Origin of the sequence: Methylobacterium sp. 092160098-2, assembly GCF_028920805.1 — a bacterium.
In the GTDB taxonomy this organism is placed as follows: domain Bacteria; phylum Pseudomonadota; class Alphaproteobacteria; order Rhizobiales; family Beijerinckiaceae; genus Methylobacterium; species Methylobacterium fujisawaense.
On sequence record NZ_JAQPZJ010000001.1, the window covers coordinates 4,920,310 to 4,937,202 of the forward strand.

Sequence of the window (16,893 nt, forward strand, 5' to 3'; positions counted from 1 at the left end):
ATGCAGGCGTCGCTTTACGTCACGCTGTCCGCCCAGATGGCGCTCGAACAGCGCCTGAACACCGTGGCGACCAACGTCGCCAATCTCGGGACCGCCGGCTACCGTGCGGAGGAGGTCAAGTTCGAGACGATCCTGTCCGAGGCGGGCGGGCGCGAGGTCGCGTTCACGACGCCGGGCGAGACCTTCCTGTCGCGCAAGGCCGGACCGCTCATCAAGACGGATTCGCCCCTCGACGTCGGCGTGCAGGGGGACGGCTGGCTGGCCGTGCGGGGTCCAGGAGGTCCGGTCTATACCCGCGACGGCCGGATGCAGGTCACGGCGGCCGGCGACCTGCAGGATCTGAGCGGGCGCCCGATCCTGGACCCCGGCGGTTCGCCCCTGACCGTCGATCCGGAAGGACCCCCGATCACGATCGGACAGGACGGGATCATATCCCAGGGCACCAATCAGATCGGCGCACTCGGCGTGTTCCGTCTGGACCCGGCCGCGAAACTCACCCGTGTCGCCGGCGGTGCCGTCGCGTCGGACAGGCCGGGCCAGCCGATCCTGGACTTCAATCAGCGCGACGCGACCACGGTCCGGGTTCAGCAGGGATTCCAAGAGGGGGCCAACGTCAATCCGGTGATGGAGATGTCCCGGCTCATCGAGATCACGCGCACCTTCCAGAATGCGGCCGCCGCGGTGGCCGAAACCGAATCCTCGCTGCAGGACGCGATCCGCGGCCTCGGCCCCAGCGCGTAAGCGACCGCCATCGTGGACTCCACAAGGCTGCCGCGTGCTGAGATGAGCATGAACGCCCTCGACCGGCTCGCCCGCGCGCTGGAGGACCGGGACGATCATCCCCTCGTCAGAGTCGGGGGAGTCGTCCGGGAGATCGGGTTCGGCCATTGCCGCATCCGCATCAACACCCCCCTGCTGAGGCTCGGCGATCGGATGCAGATCGAGACCGGCGGGCGGAATCTCGACGGCGAGGTCGTGCGGATCGACGAAGACGGGGCGATCCTCAAGCCGTTCGAGAGCCGGATCGGCGCCGGCCTCGGATCGCCCGCCTATCGCGTGCCGACCTCGGATCCCCGACCCTGCGAGGACTGGAAGGATCGCGTCATCAACGCCCTGGGGCAGCCCATCGACGGAAAGGGGCCGTTGGCCAAGGGCGCCCAGGCGATGCCGCTGGATGCCGATCCTCCGCCCGCGATGCTGCGGTCCCGGGTGAACCGGCCGCTTCCGACCGGCGTGCGGGCCATGGATCTGTTCACGCCGCTCTGCGCGGCGCAGCGCATCGGCATCTTCGCGGGCTCCGGGGTCGGGAAGACCACGCTGCTGTCCATGCTGGCCCGCTGCTCCGGATTCGACGCCGTGGTCGTCGCCCTGGTCGGCGAGCGCGGGCGCGAGGTTCGGGAGTTCCTCGAGGGCCCTGTCCAGGACAGTCGGTCCCGGTCGGTGGTCGTGGTCGCCACGGGCGACGAGAGCCCGATGATGCGCCGGCAGGCGCCGAAGCTCGCGTTCGCCGTCGCCGAGTATTTTCGCGATCAGGGCCAATCGGTCCTGCTCATCCTCGATTCGGTCACGCGCTTTGCCCATGCCGCCCGGGAGGTGGCCCTCGCGGCCGGCGAACCGCCAGTGGCACGGGGCTATCCGCCGAGCGTGTTCGGGGATCTGCCGCGTCTGCTGGAACGGGCCGGGCCGGGGACCGAGGGCGGCGGCACGATCACCGGCATCTTCTCGGTCCTGATCCGGTCATGAGAGCGCTCGCCATCGCGGCCACGGGCATGAATGCCCAGCAATTGAACGTGGAAGTCATCGCCAACAACATCGCGAACCTGAACACGACAGCGTTCAAGGCGGCCCGCGCGGAATTCAAGGACCTCATCTATCAGGCCGAACGGCCGGCGGGCGTCCCGATCCAGGCCGGCGAGTCGGCGATCCCCGAAGGCGCCATGCTCGGCCTCGGCGTGCGCAACACCGCGATCCGGAACCTGCACCGGCAGGGCCCGCTCAACAACACGACCAATCCCCTCGATCTCGCGCTCAACGGCCGGGGCTGGTTCCAGGTGACGATGCCCAACGGCGAGATCAACTACACCCGCGCCGGCTCCTTCAACAAGAACGCCGACGGGCGCCTGGTCACCGCGGAAGGCTACAGCGTCGATCCGGCGATCATCATCCCGCAGAACGCCGTCGACGTGGTGATCAACGAGACCGGCCAAGTGATGGTCAAGGTCGACGGACAGCAATTGCCGCAGACGATCGGCCAGCTCCAGATCGCCAACTTCACCAACGATGCCGGGCTCGAGCCCCTGGGCAACGGCCTGTACCGCGAGACCGCCGCCTCGGGACTTCCGGTCACCGGATTCGCCGGCGATCCCGGCTTCGGCAAGATCCACCAGGGCTATCTGGAGACCTCCAACGTCGACCCGGTCCGGGAGATCACCAGTCTGATCTCGGCGCAGCGGGCCTTCGAGATGAACTCGAAGGTGATCCAGGCCGCGGACGAGATGGCCGGCACGATCTCGAAGGGCATCCGCTAAAACCATGGCCCATGCAGCTCGCCCCGTCGGGATCGTGGCACGGATGGCGCTGGGCGCGGCCTGCACGCTCGGCCTCGCGTCCGTGCCGGCCGTCGCCGCGGAACAGGTCCTGCCGGTGCCGGTCGCCACGATCTACGCGGGCGACGTGATCAAGCCGACGATGCTGCGCGAGCAGGCCTATCCGGAAAGCTACCGGCCGCGTCTGCCGGTCGTCGACTCGGTGGCGCATGCGGTCGGACGGATCGCCCGGCGGACCCTCCTGCCCGGCGAGACGATCCCGTCGACCGCCCTCGAAGAGGCAAAGCTCGTGACCCGGGGCACCCCGACCGTGATCGTCTTCGAGGAGCACGGGGTGGTGATCACCACCGTCGGCCAGGCCCTGGCGAACGCCGCCGTGAACGAGGCGGTCAGCGTGCGGAACTTGGCGACGGGACGGGTCGTCCAGGGCATCGTCCAGCCCGATGGCCACGTCCGGACGGGGCAGCCGTGATGCGCCGGCTGCTGCCCCTTCTCCTGACCGCCCTCGCTCTCTGGCCGGCGTCTGCCGCGGCGACGCGGATCAAGGACATCGCGTCGCTCCAGGGCGTGCGCGACAATCAGATCGTCGGCTACGGGCTCGTCACCGGCCTGCAGAGCACCGGCGATACCCTGCGCAACGCGCAGTTCACGGAACAATCCCTGCAATCGATGCTCGATCGCCTGGGCATCAACGTGCGCGACCAGCGGCTGCGAACCCGCAACGTCGCGGCGGTCATGGTCACCGCCAACCTTCCGGCCTACGTGGAGCCGGGCTCGCGCGTCGACGTCTCCGTGAACTCCATGGGCGACGCCACCTCCCTGCGCGGCGGCACCCTGCTGATGACACCGCTCTCGGGCGGAGACGGGCAGGTCTATGCGGTCGCCCAGGGCGCCCTCGTCGTCTCCGGGTTCAGCGCCACCGGGCAGGCGGAGTCCCTGGTCTCCGGGGTGGCGACGGCCGCCCGGATCCCCAACGGCGCGCTGGTGGAGCGCGCCGTCGCCGGCACGTTCAACGAGTTGCCGGGCATGGCGCTCGAACTGAAGAACCCGGATTTCCGCACGGCCGTCCTGATCTCCGACGCCATCAACGCCTACACGCTCCAGAAATACGGGAAGCGTGCTGCGAGCCCGCGCGACTACCGAACCGTCGTCCTGTCCCGGCCCGGCCATGTGGGTCGGACCCGATTCATGGCCGAGATCGGCGAATTGCAGGTCCAGCCGGATATTCCCGCGAAGGTGGTGATCGACCAGCGGACCGGCACCGTCGTGATCGGCCGGAACGTCCAGGTCTCCACCGTGGCGGTGACGCACGGCGACCTCACCGTGCGCATCACCGAGACCCCGCAGGTGTCCCAGCCCGCTCCGTTCTCCGACGGGCAGACGACCGTCGTGCCGCGGACCGACATCGAGGCGGGCGAGCGGATGGCACGCCTCGCGATCGTCTCGGGGCCCGACCTGCAGACCCTGATCCGGGGCCTGAACAATGTCGGGATGAAGCCGACGGACGTGATCGCCATCCTCCAGGCCGTGAAGACGGCGGGGGCCCTGCAGGCGGAGCTGGTGATCCAATGACCGGTCCAATCCGCATGCGCCGCATCGGCCAGGCCTCCGTACGGAGCTGGCGCGGCCTTTTCCTGACCTCAGCCGTCGCGCTGTCGGCAACGCAGGCGGCCGCCCAGCAGAAGCCGGGCGAGCCGGGCAAGACTGAGGAGTCCCGTCCCGCGCAGTACTGCGCCGGCATCGCGAACGCCGCCGCCGATGCCCGCTTCGCTTGGCAGAAGGAGGCGCTCACCGCGCTGTCCAAGGATATCGAGAACCGGATCAGCCAGCTCGAGGCCAAGCGTGCCGAGTACGAGGAATGGCTGAAGCGCCGGCAAGCCTTCCTCGCCAAGGCGGACGAGAGCGTCACGGCGATCTACGCCCGGATGCGGCCCGAGGCAGCGGCGCAGCAGTTGACCGCCATGGACAGCGAGGCGGCAGCCGCGATCCTGACACGGCTCGACGCGCGCATCGCCAGCGCGATCCTGAACGAGATGGAACCGGGTCGGCTTGCGTCCAGCGGTCAATGCCATCCTCGCCCGCCCCTCGGAGGTCGGAACCGAACTCACCGTCGCCCCAATGGACCTCGCGGCGGCGCTCGGCGTGCCGCAAGCGGAGCAGGTCGGGGCATCCTCGGATCCCAGCCTGATCGAGGATTTGAATGAGCACGTCGCGCGCTCGCCGATCCGCAAGCTCGAGCAGCTGGTGGAACTCGACGAGGAGCAGGTCGCCAACATCCTGAAACAATGGCTCACGCGCGACGAGGCCGCGTAATGGTGGATGCACCTCCGATCTGGACCGTATTTTCGGATGCGGGTCAGCGATCGTCCCCCACCCTTGCGGCCCTGATCGCCAAACGGGATCCGGCCGACGCGACCGCCCCCCCGCAGGACGCCGATGCCATCGCGGCTGAGGCGCGCGCGGAAGGCCGCCGAGAGGGCGAGGCGCTGGCCGCTCGGGCGGCTGAGGCCGCCGCGGCGGCGGAACGCGCCGCGGCGGCTACCACCCTGGCGGAGACACGGCAGCGCTGGGTCGAAACGGAAGCCGCTGTCCTGGCGAACGGCTTCGCCGAGCAGGTTCAGATGCTGGAAGCCCGTCTGGCCGGGAGCCTGACGCGGGTCCTCCAGCCCTTCTTGGCGGAAGCCCTGCAGCAGGAGGCGATCCGCGAGTTGCAGGCGACCGTGTCGACTCTAGTGGCAGACAGTCAGACGGGCACGCTCACCCTGAGCGGGCCGCCGGATCTCGTGGAGGCGCTGGCCCGGCGCCTGAATCTGCCGCCTGGCCGACTCGCCTTGTCGCCGGACAGCAGACCTGACCTGCGCATTCAGACGAACTGGACGGTCATTGAGACCCGGCTCCAGGCATGGGGTGACCGTATCGCCGCCCTCATCGAGGACCGCTGAGCATGGCCAACGATCACCCCGAGATCATTATCGTCCGCCGGCCCCCGCAGGACGACAACGAACATCATGGCGGCGTCTGGAAGATCGCATTTGCCGACTTTATGACGACGCTGATGGCGCTGTTCTTGGTCCTTTGGCTGACCAAGGTCACGAACGATGAGACCAAGACCAGCATAGCGAATTACTTCAATCCGATCAGCCTTTCCCAGCCTCTCCCGCTTCGGAAGGGGCTCAGCGATCCTCAGCCGGGTTCGACGGATTCGAAGGAGGGAAACAAGGCGAGCGACACGGCGGCCGCCGCCGGCACGCGGGACAGATCCGGCACACTGCCGCCCGGATCGGCGGGGCGGGAGCGGGAACTGTTCCAGGATCCCTATTCCGTCCTGGCGCACCTCGCGACCGAGTCCGATCCGGACAAGCCCCAGAGCACCACGATCGGCGATCTCGGCGAAGCGGGTCGGCGGGGGGGCGACGTGGCCCGGGATCCGTTCGATCCGCTGTACTGGCAGGTGACCACCCTGTCGCCGGCGAAGACCGACCGGCCCGCCCCAACCGGGATCACACCCCCGCCGGCCCAGGCCAGGCCCGATGTGCGCGGAGCCGGAGACGCGGGCAGCACGGACGCTGAACCGCCGGTGTCCGATCGCCCAGATCGCCAAGCGGCGGAGGCGCAGACCCCCGAGGCCAAGGCAGCAGGACACGCGGCCACAGGACACACGGCGACGGCAAACAAGGTGGCGGAGATCAGGGACACCGGCGCCAAGGCGGCGGAGGCTCCCATCGCGGGGTCGGCCCCGATCCCGGCGGCGACCGCTGCGGCCCAGGCCGCGCTGCAAGCGGAGATCGCCAAGATCTTCCCGCCCTCCGCCCCCGGCCCCCGCGTCGAGGTTCAGGGGACGTCGGAGGGGCTCTTGATCAACGTGACGGACGACCTGAATTTCAGCATGTTCGCGGTGGGTTCGGCCGAGCCCCGTCCCGAGATGGTGCGGGCCATGGAGCGCCTCGCGAAGGCGCTGGCCTCGCGCCCGGGCCGGCTCATCATCCGCGGCCATACCGACAGTCGGCCGTTCCGCTCGGACGTCTACGACAATTGGCGGCTCTCGACGGCGCGCGCCCACATGGCGTCCTACATGCTCATCCGAGCGGGCATCGAGGAGGCGCGGATCTGGCGCGTTGAGGGGGCGGCCGACCGGATGCCGCGCAACGCGCCAGATCCCAAGGCGCCGGAGAACCGGCGGATCGAGATCCTTCTCCAAGGAATTCCGGGATGAGGCGGATCCTGCTGGGTGCCCTCGGTGCGCTCGTCACAGGGCTCGTGGATCCAGCCGTCGCGGAACCGGCACCCACGGCGGTTCCGCAGGCGGACCGTCCCGCGCTTCCGGAGTCCGTGCCGGCACCGGCGGCCCTGGACTCCCAGGGCTTGAGGGCCGGTCCCGTTGCCGCGGTGCGGACGCTGCAATTGCTGCAGGACCGGGTCGCGTCCGGCTCGGTCGCCGCCCACGAGGGTCAGCCGCGGTTGATCGCCCGGATCAACGCGGATCTTCTCGCTGCGGCACCGGAAGTCTGGGCCGACGGGCATCATGTCAGAGCCGCCATCGTCTTCTCCCTGAGCGGCGGGGGGCCGGCGATCCTGCGTCGCCTGACTGCGCTGGACGGGCTGGGCGAGCGGGAGGCGACGCTGGCCCGCGGCGCTCTAGCCTTTATCGAGGGGCGGGATGCGGACGCGAACCGCCTCCTCAGGGATTTCGACACGGCGGGTCTGCCGCCGACGCTCGCCGGTGCGGTCGGCCTCGCGCAGGCCTCGCTCATCGTGACCGAGAATCCGGTCCGGGCGATCGCCCTGCTCGATCGCGTGCGGCTGTTGCTGCCGGGGACCCTCAGCGAAGAAGGAGCCCTGCGCCGCGAGGTCTTCGCCCTCGGGCAGATCGGCGATCTGCACAGGTTCGAAGCCCTGGCGATTCAGTATCTGCGCCGCTTTCCGCATTCGGTCTACGCTGGCAATTTCAGGCAGCGCCTCGCCTACCAGTTGACTCAGTTCGATGTCGGCCGGGACGAGGCGCGCTTCGGGGCCCTCAACAGGATCGTCAACGAACTGGCTGCCGGGAGCCGGCGCGATCTGTACCTGCTGATCGCCCGTACGGCGATCCAGGAGGGCAAGACGGCCTCGGCGCGCCTGGCCGCCGACAAGGCCCTGGCGCTCTGCGGGCCCGAGAGTCCGGAGGCGGCCCAGGGACGCCTTTACCGGGCGGCGGCCGAGATCGTGGACCTGGCGACCTTCGAGCCCGGGCTGCGGACCTTGCAGGCCCTCGACCGATCCAAGCTTCCCGCCCGCGACATCCCCCTCCTCAAGACGGCGCTTGCGACGGCCGAGGAGATCGGGCGCGGTCTCGTCGGCACGCGCGTGGGGCCGGTGGCCGACACGGCGCCATCGCGACAGGCGCAGGCCGCGGCGGATTCCACCGATGGCGCGGCCAGACTGATTCCCAAGGCCCAAGCCACGATCGACCAGATCGATCTGCTCCTCCAGAAGGCAACTCCGTGACCCTGATCGCCGCCACGGTTCAGAGACCCGCGCCGAAGTCCGATCGCGAGATGGCGCGGTCCCATCCGGAGACCGACCTCCGGACCCCGCCGGACAGGGGCCGGCCCGGCGCCTTCGGGGATGTCCTGCGCGAGATCGCGGAGCCCCCCTCCACGCCCTCGTCCGACGAGGACCGGGATGATGCCGCGGAGCCGCGGGGACCTGTCGCGAAGGGCCGCCCCGACGAGGCGACCGTGACACCCGCGCTCTCCCCCGCCGATCCGGCAAGCGCCGCCGCGACGGTGCTGGCCAACGTCCTGAACACCGCCCATCCGGCGGCCGCCTCCGACGCCCCCGCGACCGGCGGCTCTCCGGGGCCGCGCATGACAGCCCCCGACGCCGCAGCCCGTTCTGCACCCGCATTGGTGCGCGGAGCAGGATCCGCGCAGGGGCTGCTCGCCGGATCAGGACCCAAGCCGGACGTCACGGTGCTCGACCGCGCGGTCCATTTCAAACCCGTGCTACCCCCGGCAGCGCTACCCGAGTCCGGGGCCGCCGAAGCTGCGCCAGCGGCCTCCGGGGCACCAACCGTGGCCGGACAGAACCTCGCCCGGACGGGACTGAGCGACGTCATCGCCACCGCGGCGCGGACGCTTCAGGCCGCGACCGGTCTCGCGCCCCAGGGTCCGGCAGACACGGCGATGCCCGCCGAAGCTGCGCCGGCGGCCTCCGGGGCTCCCTTTGTGGCCGGACAGAACCTCGCCCGGCCGGGACTGGGCGACATCATCGCCACCGCGGCGCGGACGCTTCGGGCCGCGACCGGTCTCGCGCCCCAGGATCCCGCAGACACGGCGGTGCGCGCGGCCATCGCCCCGCCCGGCACGTCCGACCTGAGCGTGCCTGCGGACAGCCATGCGGTCCCCGGAATCGCCCGTACGATCCTCGCGGCCGCAGGCCACCAGAGCCGGGCCGGCAGTTCCGTCCCGACCCCCAGGGACAGCGTCGGGACAGAGACGGGCCTGCCCGCCATCACCTTGCCGATGATCGCCGCTGCCATCGAGGATGAGATCGCGCGTGCGGTGCCGGCCCGTCCGGATGCGGTCGGCAATCACGCCGACCCGGCGACCGGGACCGCGCCCGACGGACCGCTGCGGGTGCTCAGGATCCAGCTGAGGCCGGAAGAGCTGGGAACCGTCACCGTGGAGCTGCGACTGGCGAATGGCCAGCTCGAGACGCACCTGCGCGCCTCGCGGCCGGAAACCGCCGCGCTCCTGCAGCGGGATGCGGCCATCCTCACGGACCTCCTCAAGCAGGCGCACCACCAAGCCGATGTCACCGTCGCTCAAGCGCGACCGGCCGATGCGGGAGGCTCTGCTGAAGGGGCTCCGTCGCAGGGTCAGTCCTCCTTCGCGAACGGGGGAGCTCGACCGGGTCACGGGGAGGATGGGCAACGACAGGCGGCGCATCGTTCGGCCACCGGCCGGCGCGACGGAGAGCGGATCGATGAGACGATACGTCCTCGCGACGGCGGCATTTATCTGTAGCGCGGTTCCGGCCGCCGCAAACGTGTGTGAGGCCGAGATGGGCCGCGCCTCGGCCCGTTACGGCGTGCCTCTCGGCGTCCTCTACGCCGTCGGCCTCACGGAGACGGGCAAACGCGGCTCGCTCCAGCCCTATGCCATGAATATCGAAGGAACGGCCTATTTCGCGACCGGGCCCCAGGACGTGCTCGCCCACTTCACCGAGGCGCGCCGCCGGGGCGCGCGCCTGATCGATCTCGGCTGCATGCAGATCAATCACCATTATCACGGCGGCAAGTTCGGCTCGGTCGAGGCCATGATCGACCCGCACGCGAACGTGGACTACGCGACGCAATTCCTCCGGGACCTGAAGAAGCGGGAAGGCAGCTGGACGATGGCCGTGGCGCGCTATCATGCCGGCCCGCACAACAACGCGGCGCAGAAGATCTATATCTGCCGGGTCGTGGCGAACATGGTGGTGACGGGTTTCGGCCAGTGGACGCCCGCCGCCACGCGCTTCTGCCAGTGAGAGCCGGAAGGCAGTCCGGAAGCGTCCATGGAACCAAGGGAAGAACCGGGGTCTTTCGCCAGAGGCCACCCGACACCTGACGATCACCGGGCAGGACGGCGGTCATCGTCCGTTCACCGGCCTGGAGGAGCCGCATGACCGACGCCCCAGAGCCGCCGGAAGCACCATCCGGGAAGATGGCCCTGCTGGTGGCCCTCACTCTCGCGGCCGTCGCCGCCGCCGCCTATGTCCTGATCCGTATGGATTAGTCCGGCCGTCGCCGCGCCGACGGACGAGCCCGCTCCGTCGCTACAGGATTCGACAGCTCCCGTAGCTGACCTTGATCGCATTGCGCTCCTCGGGATTGAGCTGCGCCTCGACGAAGTTCAGCTTGTTCAGGTCGATCAGCAGGAAATAGACGCCGTTCTGGCATTTGATCGCGTTGCGCGGCGTGCGCTCATTCAGACGCGGCGAGGCGGTCTGACACTCGTAATAGTCGGAGCGTCCTGCCGAGATCACGGTCAGCAGGCCGCCGCTGGTGACCAGCGAGAACGTCCGGGCCTTCTGGGGCTGCGGCTTCGCCCCCTCCGGCGTGGCGGCATCGAGACCGACGGACGCCTCCTCCGTACACGTCATCGGACGGCGCAGCTGGGAGGCGGACGGCGTGATGCTCAGCAGGAGAAGCGCACCGGCGAGCGCTACCCGTTTCGCGATCATCGGCGAGGGATCCGTGATTCGTGGGTAGTTTCTACCCACAAGCTAGGCCTTTACCCGTCGGTGTAAATGCCGCCTGCTCGGGCGGAGAGGCCGATCAACAGATTTGCCCGCTCGTTCCATTTCACGGCGCGCGTGATTACGGGTCAAGCCGGTCTCGCCGAGGACGGCCACCCGGCTTCCGCGGCCGGCGAAACGGGCTCTACGCCTCCGGGACATCTGGATTATCGTTGGCGGCCGCTTCGGCATCGCGCCGCGCCGCGATCTCCGTGCCGATTTCCATCAGCAGCAGCCGGGACAGGAGCTGCATCGTCGACGTGCCGTGCATGGCCAGGAGTTGATGGGCCGCGATGGCCGTCTCCACCATGCGGTCAAAACCGTCTTCGTCGGACATGGCGGGGCGGTAACCTGGTTGAATGCCGAGCATACAACTTAAAGGTATGGATCGAGTTCGATCGCCCGCGCAGAAACAGGAGGCCCCATGATCCCGCCCGGCCAAGCCGACGTTCTGCTGAGGAGATTGGCCGAGGCACTCGAAAGTCCGGTCGAGATCTTCTTCAAGGCATCCGGCTCCGAAGCCGGAGGCGCGTCCGGATCGGACTGCGACCCGATGCCGACCCTGGAGCTGCTCCGCCTGTGGCATGCCTTGCGGGAGCCGCGGAGCCGGCAACGGGTCCTGGCGGCCGCTCGTCAGGAGGCCCGGAACCTGCGCGCGACCGGCGCGACGGACGCGGCGGCCGGCTGATCGAAGCCCGGCCGCGCAGCCGCTTTCAGAGGCTGCGGCGGCCGGGTCGCGCGTGCGCTGTCAATGGCTCGCGGACGGGGGCGCGGGTACGGCCGCGAAGGTCAGGACCGTCGCGGGGAGGGCGGGCGCCGCCGGTGCGGCCGGCTTGTCCTGCGGATCCGGCTTGTCCTGCTTTGCCATGCGCTTGTCGCGCTTCTCGTAGAAGGCATTGCCCCCGGCGACGGCCACGTAGTGCATGTTGGTGTAGGGGAACCGGTGGCCGGCGGTGTGGAAATACATCGCCTTCCCGACCTTCGGGTGGCGCTCGCCGGCCAGGACGGCATCGGCGGCATCGGCAACCTTCAGCAGGTCCTTCTCCTGCATCGGCTTGGTGAGCACGCCCGGCGCGAACTGTCCCGGCTGGCCGACAACCGCGCAGATGCCCCCCGGGAAGACCGCATTCTCGAGCCGGTTCATGACCACCGTCCCGACGGCGACCAGCCCGTCGCTGTCGCTCCGGTTCGATTCGAAATACATGGCGCGGCCGAGACAATCGCGCTCGGCATCGCTGACGACCATCGGCGGCTTGCGGTCGGGGATCGACCCCGTCGTGAGAACCGGCGAAGCGGTGTTGCAGGCCCCCAGGCCTCCGGCTACCGCCAGGACAATCAGTGCAGGACCGACCTTCGTCCTCTCGCTACCCTGCATGCATGTGCGCTCCGTGCTCCCCCCAGCCTGCCGCGTCGGGCGGTGTTCCGCTCCGACCGGGCGAAGGCCAAGCTTGACGGCACGTTCGCGGCGAGGATGTGGCGAGGGCGTTCCCGCCTCGGGGCCGGCCCTGAACCCGGGCCTCAGTGCTGGCCCTGGCCGGCGGCCAGGATGGTCACGCCCAAGGCGATCACCGCGATGCCCGCCAGCATCGTCGGGTTGATCGCCTCGCCGTACAGCCACGCGCCGCCGAGCGCCGCGCCGATCATGCCGATCCCCGACCAGATCGCGTAGACGACGCCGATCGGCAGCAGGTCCATGCTGGTCGACATCAGCCACAGGGCGGTCCCGTATCCGAGGGCCACGATCACCGTAGGTCCCGGACGCGTGAAGCCTTCGGCGGCCTTCAGCGCCAGAGTGGCGGTGACCTCAGCGCCGATGGCGAGCCCGAGGATCAGGAACGGATTCATGGCACGGCGAACTTTCGGGCTGCACGGGCTGCGTGAATCGGGCGGTCGAGGCGTGTAGAACCTGTTTGGAATCGGACGCCCGAGCAGACGGAGGAGCGCAGGGCCGGCCCAAGTCTGCTTCGAATCGGCCGCAGGACATCGGCGGCCGCCGCCCGACACAAGGCCACAGATCCATGAACATTTCCGAACCAGCGTCCCGGACCTTCGCGGGCGCTGAGCCAGGCGCACCGCGCCCGGTTCTGCGGCCGGGCGTGGGTCGATTGGGGCTTTCGTTAAGCCCTCCTGCGCATGGTGGCTGCGCGCCGGCCCACCGCCGCGATGGCGGCCGCGCGACAGCGACGATCCAGAGCGACACAGACCCAGCATGACCGCGTCCTTGGCGATCCCGGACTCTCCGGCCCGCACGCGCCGGGGCCGCCGCTGGGGCGTGATCGCGGCGGCGGGCGGCGCCGCCGTTCTGGGTTGCGCCTGGACCGCCGCCGCGCTGATCAACGTCCCCGACCCCGTCACCCTGACGGCCCTCGCGGTCATCGAGCCGTCGTCGGTGGGCACGTGGTTCCCGAGCCGGATCGTCCAGGCCCCCGCGCGGGCGAGCGATCTGCCGGCCCGGCCGCGCCCGATCCTCGACCGCGTCCCCTGGAAGGGGAAGACCGTCCCGCTGATGGATGTGCTGGCGGCGACCCACACCAACGCCTTCCTGGTGGTGCAGGACGGGGTGCTGATCCACGAATGGCAGCGCGCGGGAACCGGACCGGAGACGCTGTTTCCCTCGTGGTCGGTGGCGAAGTCCATCGTCTCGCTGCTGGTCGGCGCCGCGGTGGCGCGGGGTCAGCTCGCCGAGACCGACCGGGTCTCCGCCCTCCTGCCCGAATTGAAGAACGGCGCGGTGTTCGGTCAGATCACCGTGCGCAACCTCCTCGACATGGCGAGCGGGATCGCGGTGCCGGAGAACTACGATCCCCGGCATCCCCTGACCGGTACCGCGGGGATGTACCTGACGCGCGACATCACGGCCTTCGTGCGCGACAACGCGCATCTGGCGTTCAAGCCCGGAAGCAAGGGCCGCTACCGCAGCATCGACACAGAGCTGCTCGGCCTGATCCTCGCCCGGGTCGAGGGCAAGCCCCTGGCCGACATCCTCTCGGAGCGGATCTGGAAGCCGATGGGCGCCCAGGCCGACGCCACCTGGAACCTCGACCGGCCCGGCGGCGTCGAGAAGGCGTTCTGCTGCATCAACGCGACGGCCCGCGACTTCGCCCGCCTCGGCCTGCTGGTGGCCGACCAGGGCCGGCTGAACGCCAACCGCATCGTCCCGGCCCGCTGGATCGAGCGGATCATGACGCCGGCCCGGCGCGACGTCGACGGCTGGCAGTACTCGGCCCAGTGGTGGCACGCCCCGGGGGGCGAGGACGACGACATCTCGGCGATCGGCGTCTACGGCCAGTACATCTACGTGAACCGCGAGACCGGCACGGTGATCGTCAAGCTCAGCGATCACGGCGCCGAGCAGGACGAGATCGACACGCTCGCGGTGATGCAGACCATCGCGGCCGATCTCGCCGCCGGTCGCCCCCCCGCTTCACGCAAGGAACCCTGAGCGGGGCGCCGCGGCCAAGGCTTAGACCGAGAAGGCTTCCACCGAGAAGGCTTCGGCCAACAAGGCTCCGGTCGAGGCCCGGTCAGGCCTCGGTCGGTCCGCCCCCCCGCACGGAGGATTGCTGGGTGAGCGGGCTCAGCGGCGTCAGACCCCGTGCCCGCCAGTTGCGCAGGAGCCGCCATCCGACCCGCCGCCACGCGATCGACGGGACCGGTGAGGCCGGATCGACGAGGGCGCTGAGAGCCCGCGTGTAGTCGAGCACGAGGCCCGGGGTCCAGGTCATCGACCGCGCCCCGTTGCGCAGGAAGGCCGCCGCCCAGAATTCCGGCGTGGTCAGCGCCGCGGCGAGCTGCCGCCAGGGATGACCGCCGCGGCTGAACGCGCCCTCGACCGCGATGTCCAAGGCCTGGGCCACCGTGGTGGAGCAGTTGCGACTGATGAAATTGTAGGTGGTGTCGGCGCTGTAGTACGCCCAGAACGCCCGCAACCGGGCGGCGTCGATGCCGTTGAGCGTCACCGCCACCGTCGCCGGGCACCAATCCGCCACCTCCGCCTCGTGGGAGGGCAGAAAGCGTCCGGGCACGTCGTTCTCGGGGCCGGCCCGCAGGCTCGATCGCAGGTTGGCAGGCGAACGGTCGATCTCCACCGCGGGATAGTGGCTGATGTAGAGGTCGTCGCCCTGCTGCAGGGCGGCGTGGCCGGTGGAGAACCGCCCCGCCTTGTCGACGGAGGCGACGTAGCGCCGGATCAGCCGCTGGCCGGCGGGGGTCGTCGCCTGCCCGGTGGGGGTCCAGACATAGACCGTCAGGCTGCCGGGCTCGGCGTTGCCGACGGAGGCGGCCGGCTCGGCTGTGCCCAGGCGCCGGGTGCGCAGCCCGGCCAGCGCGAGGTTGGCCCCGTTCAGGATCAGGAACATCCCGATGCAGTAGCCCACCGTGCCGGCATACCAGGTCGGCCAGGGCTGGAGATGGAACAGGCCGAAGGCGATGCTGAGGCCGCCCAGGGCCACCGACATCCGCCAGCCGGAAAACTTCAGCAGGCTCGCGATCGTGATCCGGACCACGCCGTCCACCGTGAAGGCGATGCCGAAGATCATGGCGAGCAGGAAGGTGCTGTGCCGGGTGGCCATCATGATCAGCACCGCCATCACCGACAGCAGCACGCCCTTGAACAGGCGCAGCCGGCGGGCGGCGCCGAGCGCGGACAGGCCGGCGGCGAGGGAACTCACGCCCTCCGCCAGCAGGATCAGGCCGAACCACCGGTCCGGAACGTGGAGCGCCCCGTCCAGGGAATCGATCGCCACGAGGATGCCGAGCGACGACCACAGCAGGCCCGTGGCGACGATCAGGTGCCAGTGGCGGCGGACCGCGGCCCGCCCGACGAGGAGCATCCAGAGGGGCGCCATCCGGCCGCCGGCGGCGTCCGCGCCGCCCGGTCCGGGCGCGTCGAGCGCCGAGAGCGCACGCGGGATGGAGGTCGAACACGGTCCGGACATAGGGGTCGCCCTCGAAAGCGCGCGTCAACGAGCCTCTCGCACAGATCCCGCCATGCCGTCACGGCCGGAGCGAGGCTCCCGACACGCACGAGGTCTGAGGAGCGCGCGAGGCGCACGATCGAGACGACGATCCACAACTTGCCTGAGGACTTTGTTAATCGCGGCCTCGCACGGGCTCCCGCGCGGGTCGCGGATGGCCGGGACGACGACCGTGCCGCCGCCTCGCCCGCGCCTCCCGCGGCCCGGCGGCATCCCGGATTGTCCCACGTCTCCGCGACTGATTCGGCCGCTGACAGCCTGTCATCGCGCGACCATTCGCAGTCATCGGCCGCAGGCCGCCGCAGCAAACGCCGCCACTGCGCAATATTTGCGAAGCCTCCCGAGATGGCAACCTCATGTTGCCTCGCAAGAACAGAATGTGTTCAAAGCACATCTTAAGATAAACCGTAGACAAATCGCACAGTTTTTGTATTGTTACGCGCCAATCTTGGCAGACTCGAAGCAATTCGGCGCATGATCGGGCGGTAAATCACGATCAAGAGTTCGGATTTGTCGGTGCGCTGATGCTCAAGCTTCGTTTCTACGCACTGGGGGATACATGAATACGATCGAATTGAACGAAAAGGCCTCAGATCTGAACACAGATCTGATCAAGTGCACGGCTTCACTGGTTGCGGCTTACGTGTCCCGGAACGCGGTGGGGGTGGGGGACCTGCCGGTTCTGATCGATCAGGTGCATACGGCCATAACGGTCCTGCAGGGGAGCGCCTCGGGATCCGGTGCGGGCTGGACCGGCCCGACCGCCGCACAGATCGAATCCTCGATCCAGCAGGATGGCCTGATCAGCTTCATCGACGGCCGGTCCTACAAGACCCTGAAGCGCCACCTGACCGCGCACGGCCTGACGCCCGAGCGCTACCGGGCCAAGTACGGCCTGCCGGCCGACTACCCGATGGTCGCCCCGGGTTACGCCGCCAAGCGCTCGGAGATCGCCAAGGCGATCCAGCTGGGCCACAAGGCGGCCTGAGCGAAACCCGGTCCGCACCGCCCCTCGACGCCCCATCCGGGCGCCGAGACGGGTGCCGAGACGGGCGGGCGCGGATCCGGGCTGCGGGCCGGCGCGGCAGGATTGCCCCGTGGGGGCCCGC

Annotated in this window: 19 protein-coding genes and 1 pseudogene; 14 read left to right on the forward strand and 6 right to left on the reverse strand. The window is 69.6% G+C overall.

The genetic code is table 11. The features are described from left to right. The 5 genes and pseudogenes from flgF to flgI all read left to right on the forward strand — a co-directional run bounded on the left by flgF (position 1) and on the right by flgI (position 4,118). Entirely contained in the window at positions 1-741 is a 741-nt protein-coding gene (flgF, locus tag PQI07_RS23275) for a flagellar basal-body rod protein FlgF (RefSeq protein WP_043348571.1), read from the forward strand. Positions 742-789: 48 nt separating this feature from the next. Continuing rightward, a pseudogene (gene fliI, locus PQI07_RS23280) lies at positions 790-1,734 on the forward strand (flagellum-specific ATP synthase FliI); the annotation flags it as partial. Between the two features lie 5 nt (positions 1,735-1,739). Then, positions 1,740-2,528, forward strand: a complete 789-nt coding sequence (gene flgG / locus PQI07_RS23285; RefSeq protein ID WP_043357253.1) for a flagellar basal-body rod protein FlgG — start codon at positions 1,740-1,742, stop codon at positions 2,526-2,528. A 4-nt stretch (positions 2,529-2,532) separates the two neighbouring features. Next, positions 2,533-3,018, forward strand: a complete 486-nt coding sequence (flgA, locus tag PQI07_RS23290; protein WP_043357254.1) for a flagellar basal body P-ring formation chaperone FlgA — start codon at positions 2,533-2,535, stop codon at positions 3,016-3,018. After that, positions 3,018-4,118 carry a flagellar basal body P-ring protein FlgI gene (flgI, locus tag PQI07_RS23295; protein ID WP_043756840.1) on the forward strand — a complete coding sequence of 367 codons (1,101 nt, stop codon included), beginning with the start codon at positions 3,018-3,020 and terminating at the stop codon, positions 4,116-4,118. The genes flgA and flgI overlap by 1 nt, the downstream gene beginning before the upstream one ends. A gap of 68 nt (positions 4,119-4,186) precedes the next feature. Here the strand turns inward: flgI and PQI07_RS37890 are convergent, their stop codons facing one another. After that, the gene (locus tag PQI07_RS37890) at positions 4,187-4,618 is read right to left on the reverse strand and encodes a hypothetical protein (RefSeq protein WP_274927514.1); all 432 of its coding nucleotides are present in this window, start codon (positions 4,616-4,618) and stop codon (positions 4,187-4,189) included. 46 nt (positions 4,619-4,664) lie between these two features. Here PQI07_RS37890 and PQI07_RS23305 point away from each other — a divergent pair, with 46 nt between their 5' ends. From PQI07_RS23305 to PQI07_RS23330, 6 genes are read left to right on the forward strand one after another with little or no spacing between them, the layout of a single operon-like run. Continuing rightward, positions 4,665-4,859: a hypothetical protein gene (locus PQI07_RS23305; protein ID WP_274927515.1), complete on the forward strand. Its 195-nt coding sequence runs from the start codon at positions 4,665-4,667 to the stop codon at positions 4,857-4,859. After that, the gene (locus PQI07_RS23310) at positions 4,859-5,488 is read left to right on the forward strand and encodes a hypothetical protein (RefSeq protein WP_043756829.1); all 630 of its coding nucleotides are present in this window, start codon (positions 4,859-4,861) and stop codon (positions 5,486-5,488) included. The genes PQI07_RS23305 and PQI07_RS23310 overlap by 1 nt, the downstream gene beginning before the upstream one ends. 2 nt (positions 5,489-5,490) lie before the next feature. Next, on the forward strand, positions 5,491-6,759 hold the full coding sequence (locus tag PQI07_RS23315) for a MotB family protein (protein ID WP_053608250.1): 1,269 nt from the start codon (positions 5,491-5,493) through the stop codon (positions 6,757-6,759). Continuing rightward, positions 6,756-8,030 (forward strand): chemotaxis protein, encoded by a 1,275-nt coding sequence (locus PQI07_RS23320; RefSeq protein WP_052083594.1) that lies wholly within the window; start codon positions 6,756-6,758, stop codon positions 8,028-8,030. The genes PQI07_RS23315 and PQI07_RS23320 overlap by 4 nt, the downstream gene beginning before the upstream one ends. Continuing rightward, the gene (locus tag PQI07_RS23325) at positions 8,027-9,553 is read left to right on the forward strand and encodes a flagellar hook-length control protein FliK (protein WP_274927516.1); all 1,527 of its coding nucleotides are present in this window, start codon (positions 8,027-8,029) and stop codon (positions 9,551-9,553) included. The genes PQI07_RS23320 and PQI07_RS23325 overlap by 4 nt, the downstream gene beginning before the upstream one ends. Beyond that, entirely contained in the window at positions 9,513-10,058 is a 546-nt protein-coding gene (locus PQI07_RS23330) for a transglycosylase SLT domain-containing protein (RefSeq protein WP_075380073.1), read from the forward strand. The genes PQI07_RS23325 and PQI07_RS23330 overlap by 41 nt, the downstream gene beginning before the upstream one ends. A gap of 288 nt (positions 10,059-10,346) precedes the next feature. On the opposite strand, the gene PQI07_RS23335 is transcribed toward PQI07_RS23330, so the two are convergent. Further along, positions 10,347-10,754 carry a hypothetical protein gene (locus PQI07_RS23335; protein WP_043357279.1) on the reverse strand — a complete coding sequence of 136 codons (408 nt, stop codon included), beginning with the start codon at positions 10,752-10,754 and terminating at the stop codon, positions 10,347-10,349. 199 nt (positions 10,755-10,953) lie between these two features. Beyond that, the gene (locus PQI07_RS23340; RefSeq protein WP_274927517.1) at positions 10,954-11,145 is read right to left on the reverse strand and encodes a hypothetical protein; all 192 of its coding nucleotides are present in this window, start codon (positions 11,143-11,145) and stop codon (positions 10,954-10,956) included. Positions 11,146-11,232: 87 nt separating this feature from the next. On the opposite strand from PQI07_RS23340, the gene PQI07_RS23345 reads away from it, so the two are divergent. Further along, positions 11,233-11,496, forward strand: a complete 264-nt coding sequence (locus PQI07_RS23345) for a hypothetical protein (RefSeq protein ID WP_274927518.1) — start codon at positions 11,233-11,235, stop codon at positions 11,494-11,496. 60 nt (positions 11,497-11,556) lie between these two features. Here the strand turns inward: PQI07_RS23345 and PQI07_RS23350 are convergent, their stop codons facing one another. Both PQI07_RS23350 and PQI07_RS23355 read right to left on the reverse strand, forming a co-directional pair. Continuing rightward, complete coding sequence (locus PQI07_RS23350; RefSeq protein WP_051045108.1) at positions 11,557-12,183, reverse strand: cell wall hydrolase; 627 nt, start codon at positions 12,181-12,183, stop codon at positions 11,557-11,559. Between the two features lie 143 nt (positions 12,184-12,326). Beyond that, positions 12,327-12,653 carry a DMT family transporter gene (locus tag PQI07_RS23355; protein WP_274927519.1) on the reverse strand — a complete coding sequence of 109 codons (327 nt, stop codon included), beginning with the start codon at positions 12,651-12,653 and terminating at the stop codon, positions 12,327-12,329. Between the two features lie 364 nt (positions 12,654-13,017). Here PQI07_RS23355 and PQI07_RS23360 point away from each other — a divergent pair, with 364 nt between their 5' ends. Next, positions 13,018-14,250 (forward strand): serine hydrolase domain-containing protein, encoded by a 1,233-nt coding sequence (locus tag PQI07_RS23360; RefSeq protein ID WP_043379632.1) that lies wholly within the window; start codon positions 13,018-13,020, stop codon positions 14,248-14,250. An 82-nt stretch (positions 14,251-14,332) separates the two neighbouring features. On the opposite strand, the gene PQI07_RS23365 is transcribed toward PQI07_RS23360, so the two are convergent. Then, the gene (locus PQI07_RS23365) at positions 14,333-15,745 is read right to left on the reverse strand and encodes a DUF4105 domain-containing protein (protein ID WP_043357293.1); all 1,413 of its coding nucleotides are present in this window, start codon (positions 15,743-15,745) and stop codon (positions 14,333-14,335) included. 598 nt (positions 15,746-16,343) lie between these two features. Here PQI07_RS23365 and PQI07_RS23370 point away from each other — a divergent pair. Further along, the gene (locus tag PQI07_RS23370) at positions 16,344-16,772 is read left to right on the forward strand and encodes a Ros/MucR family transcriptional regulator (RefSeq protein WP_043357295.1); all 429 of its coding nucleotides are present in this window, start codon (positions 16,344-16,346) and stop codon (positions 16,770-16,772) included. Positions 16,773-16,893: the final 121 nt, after the last annotated feature.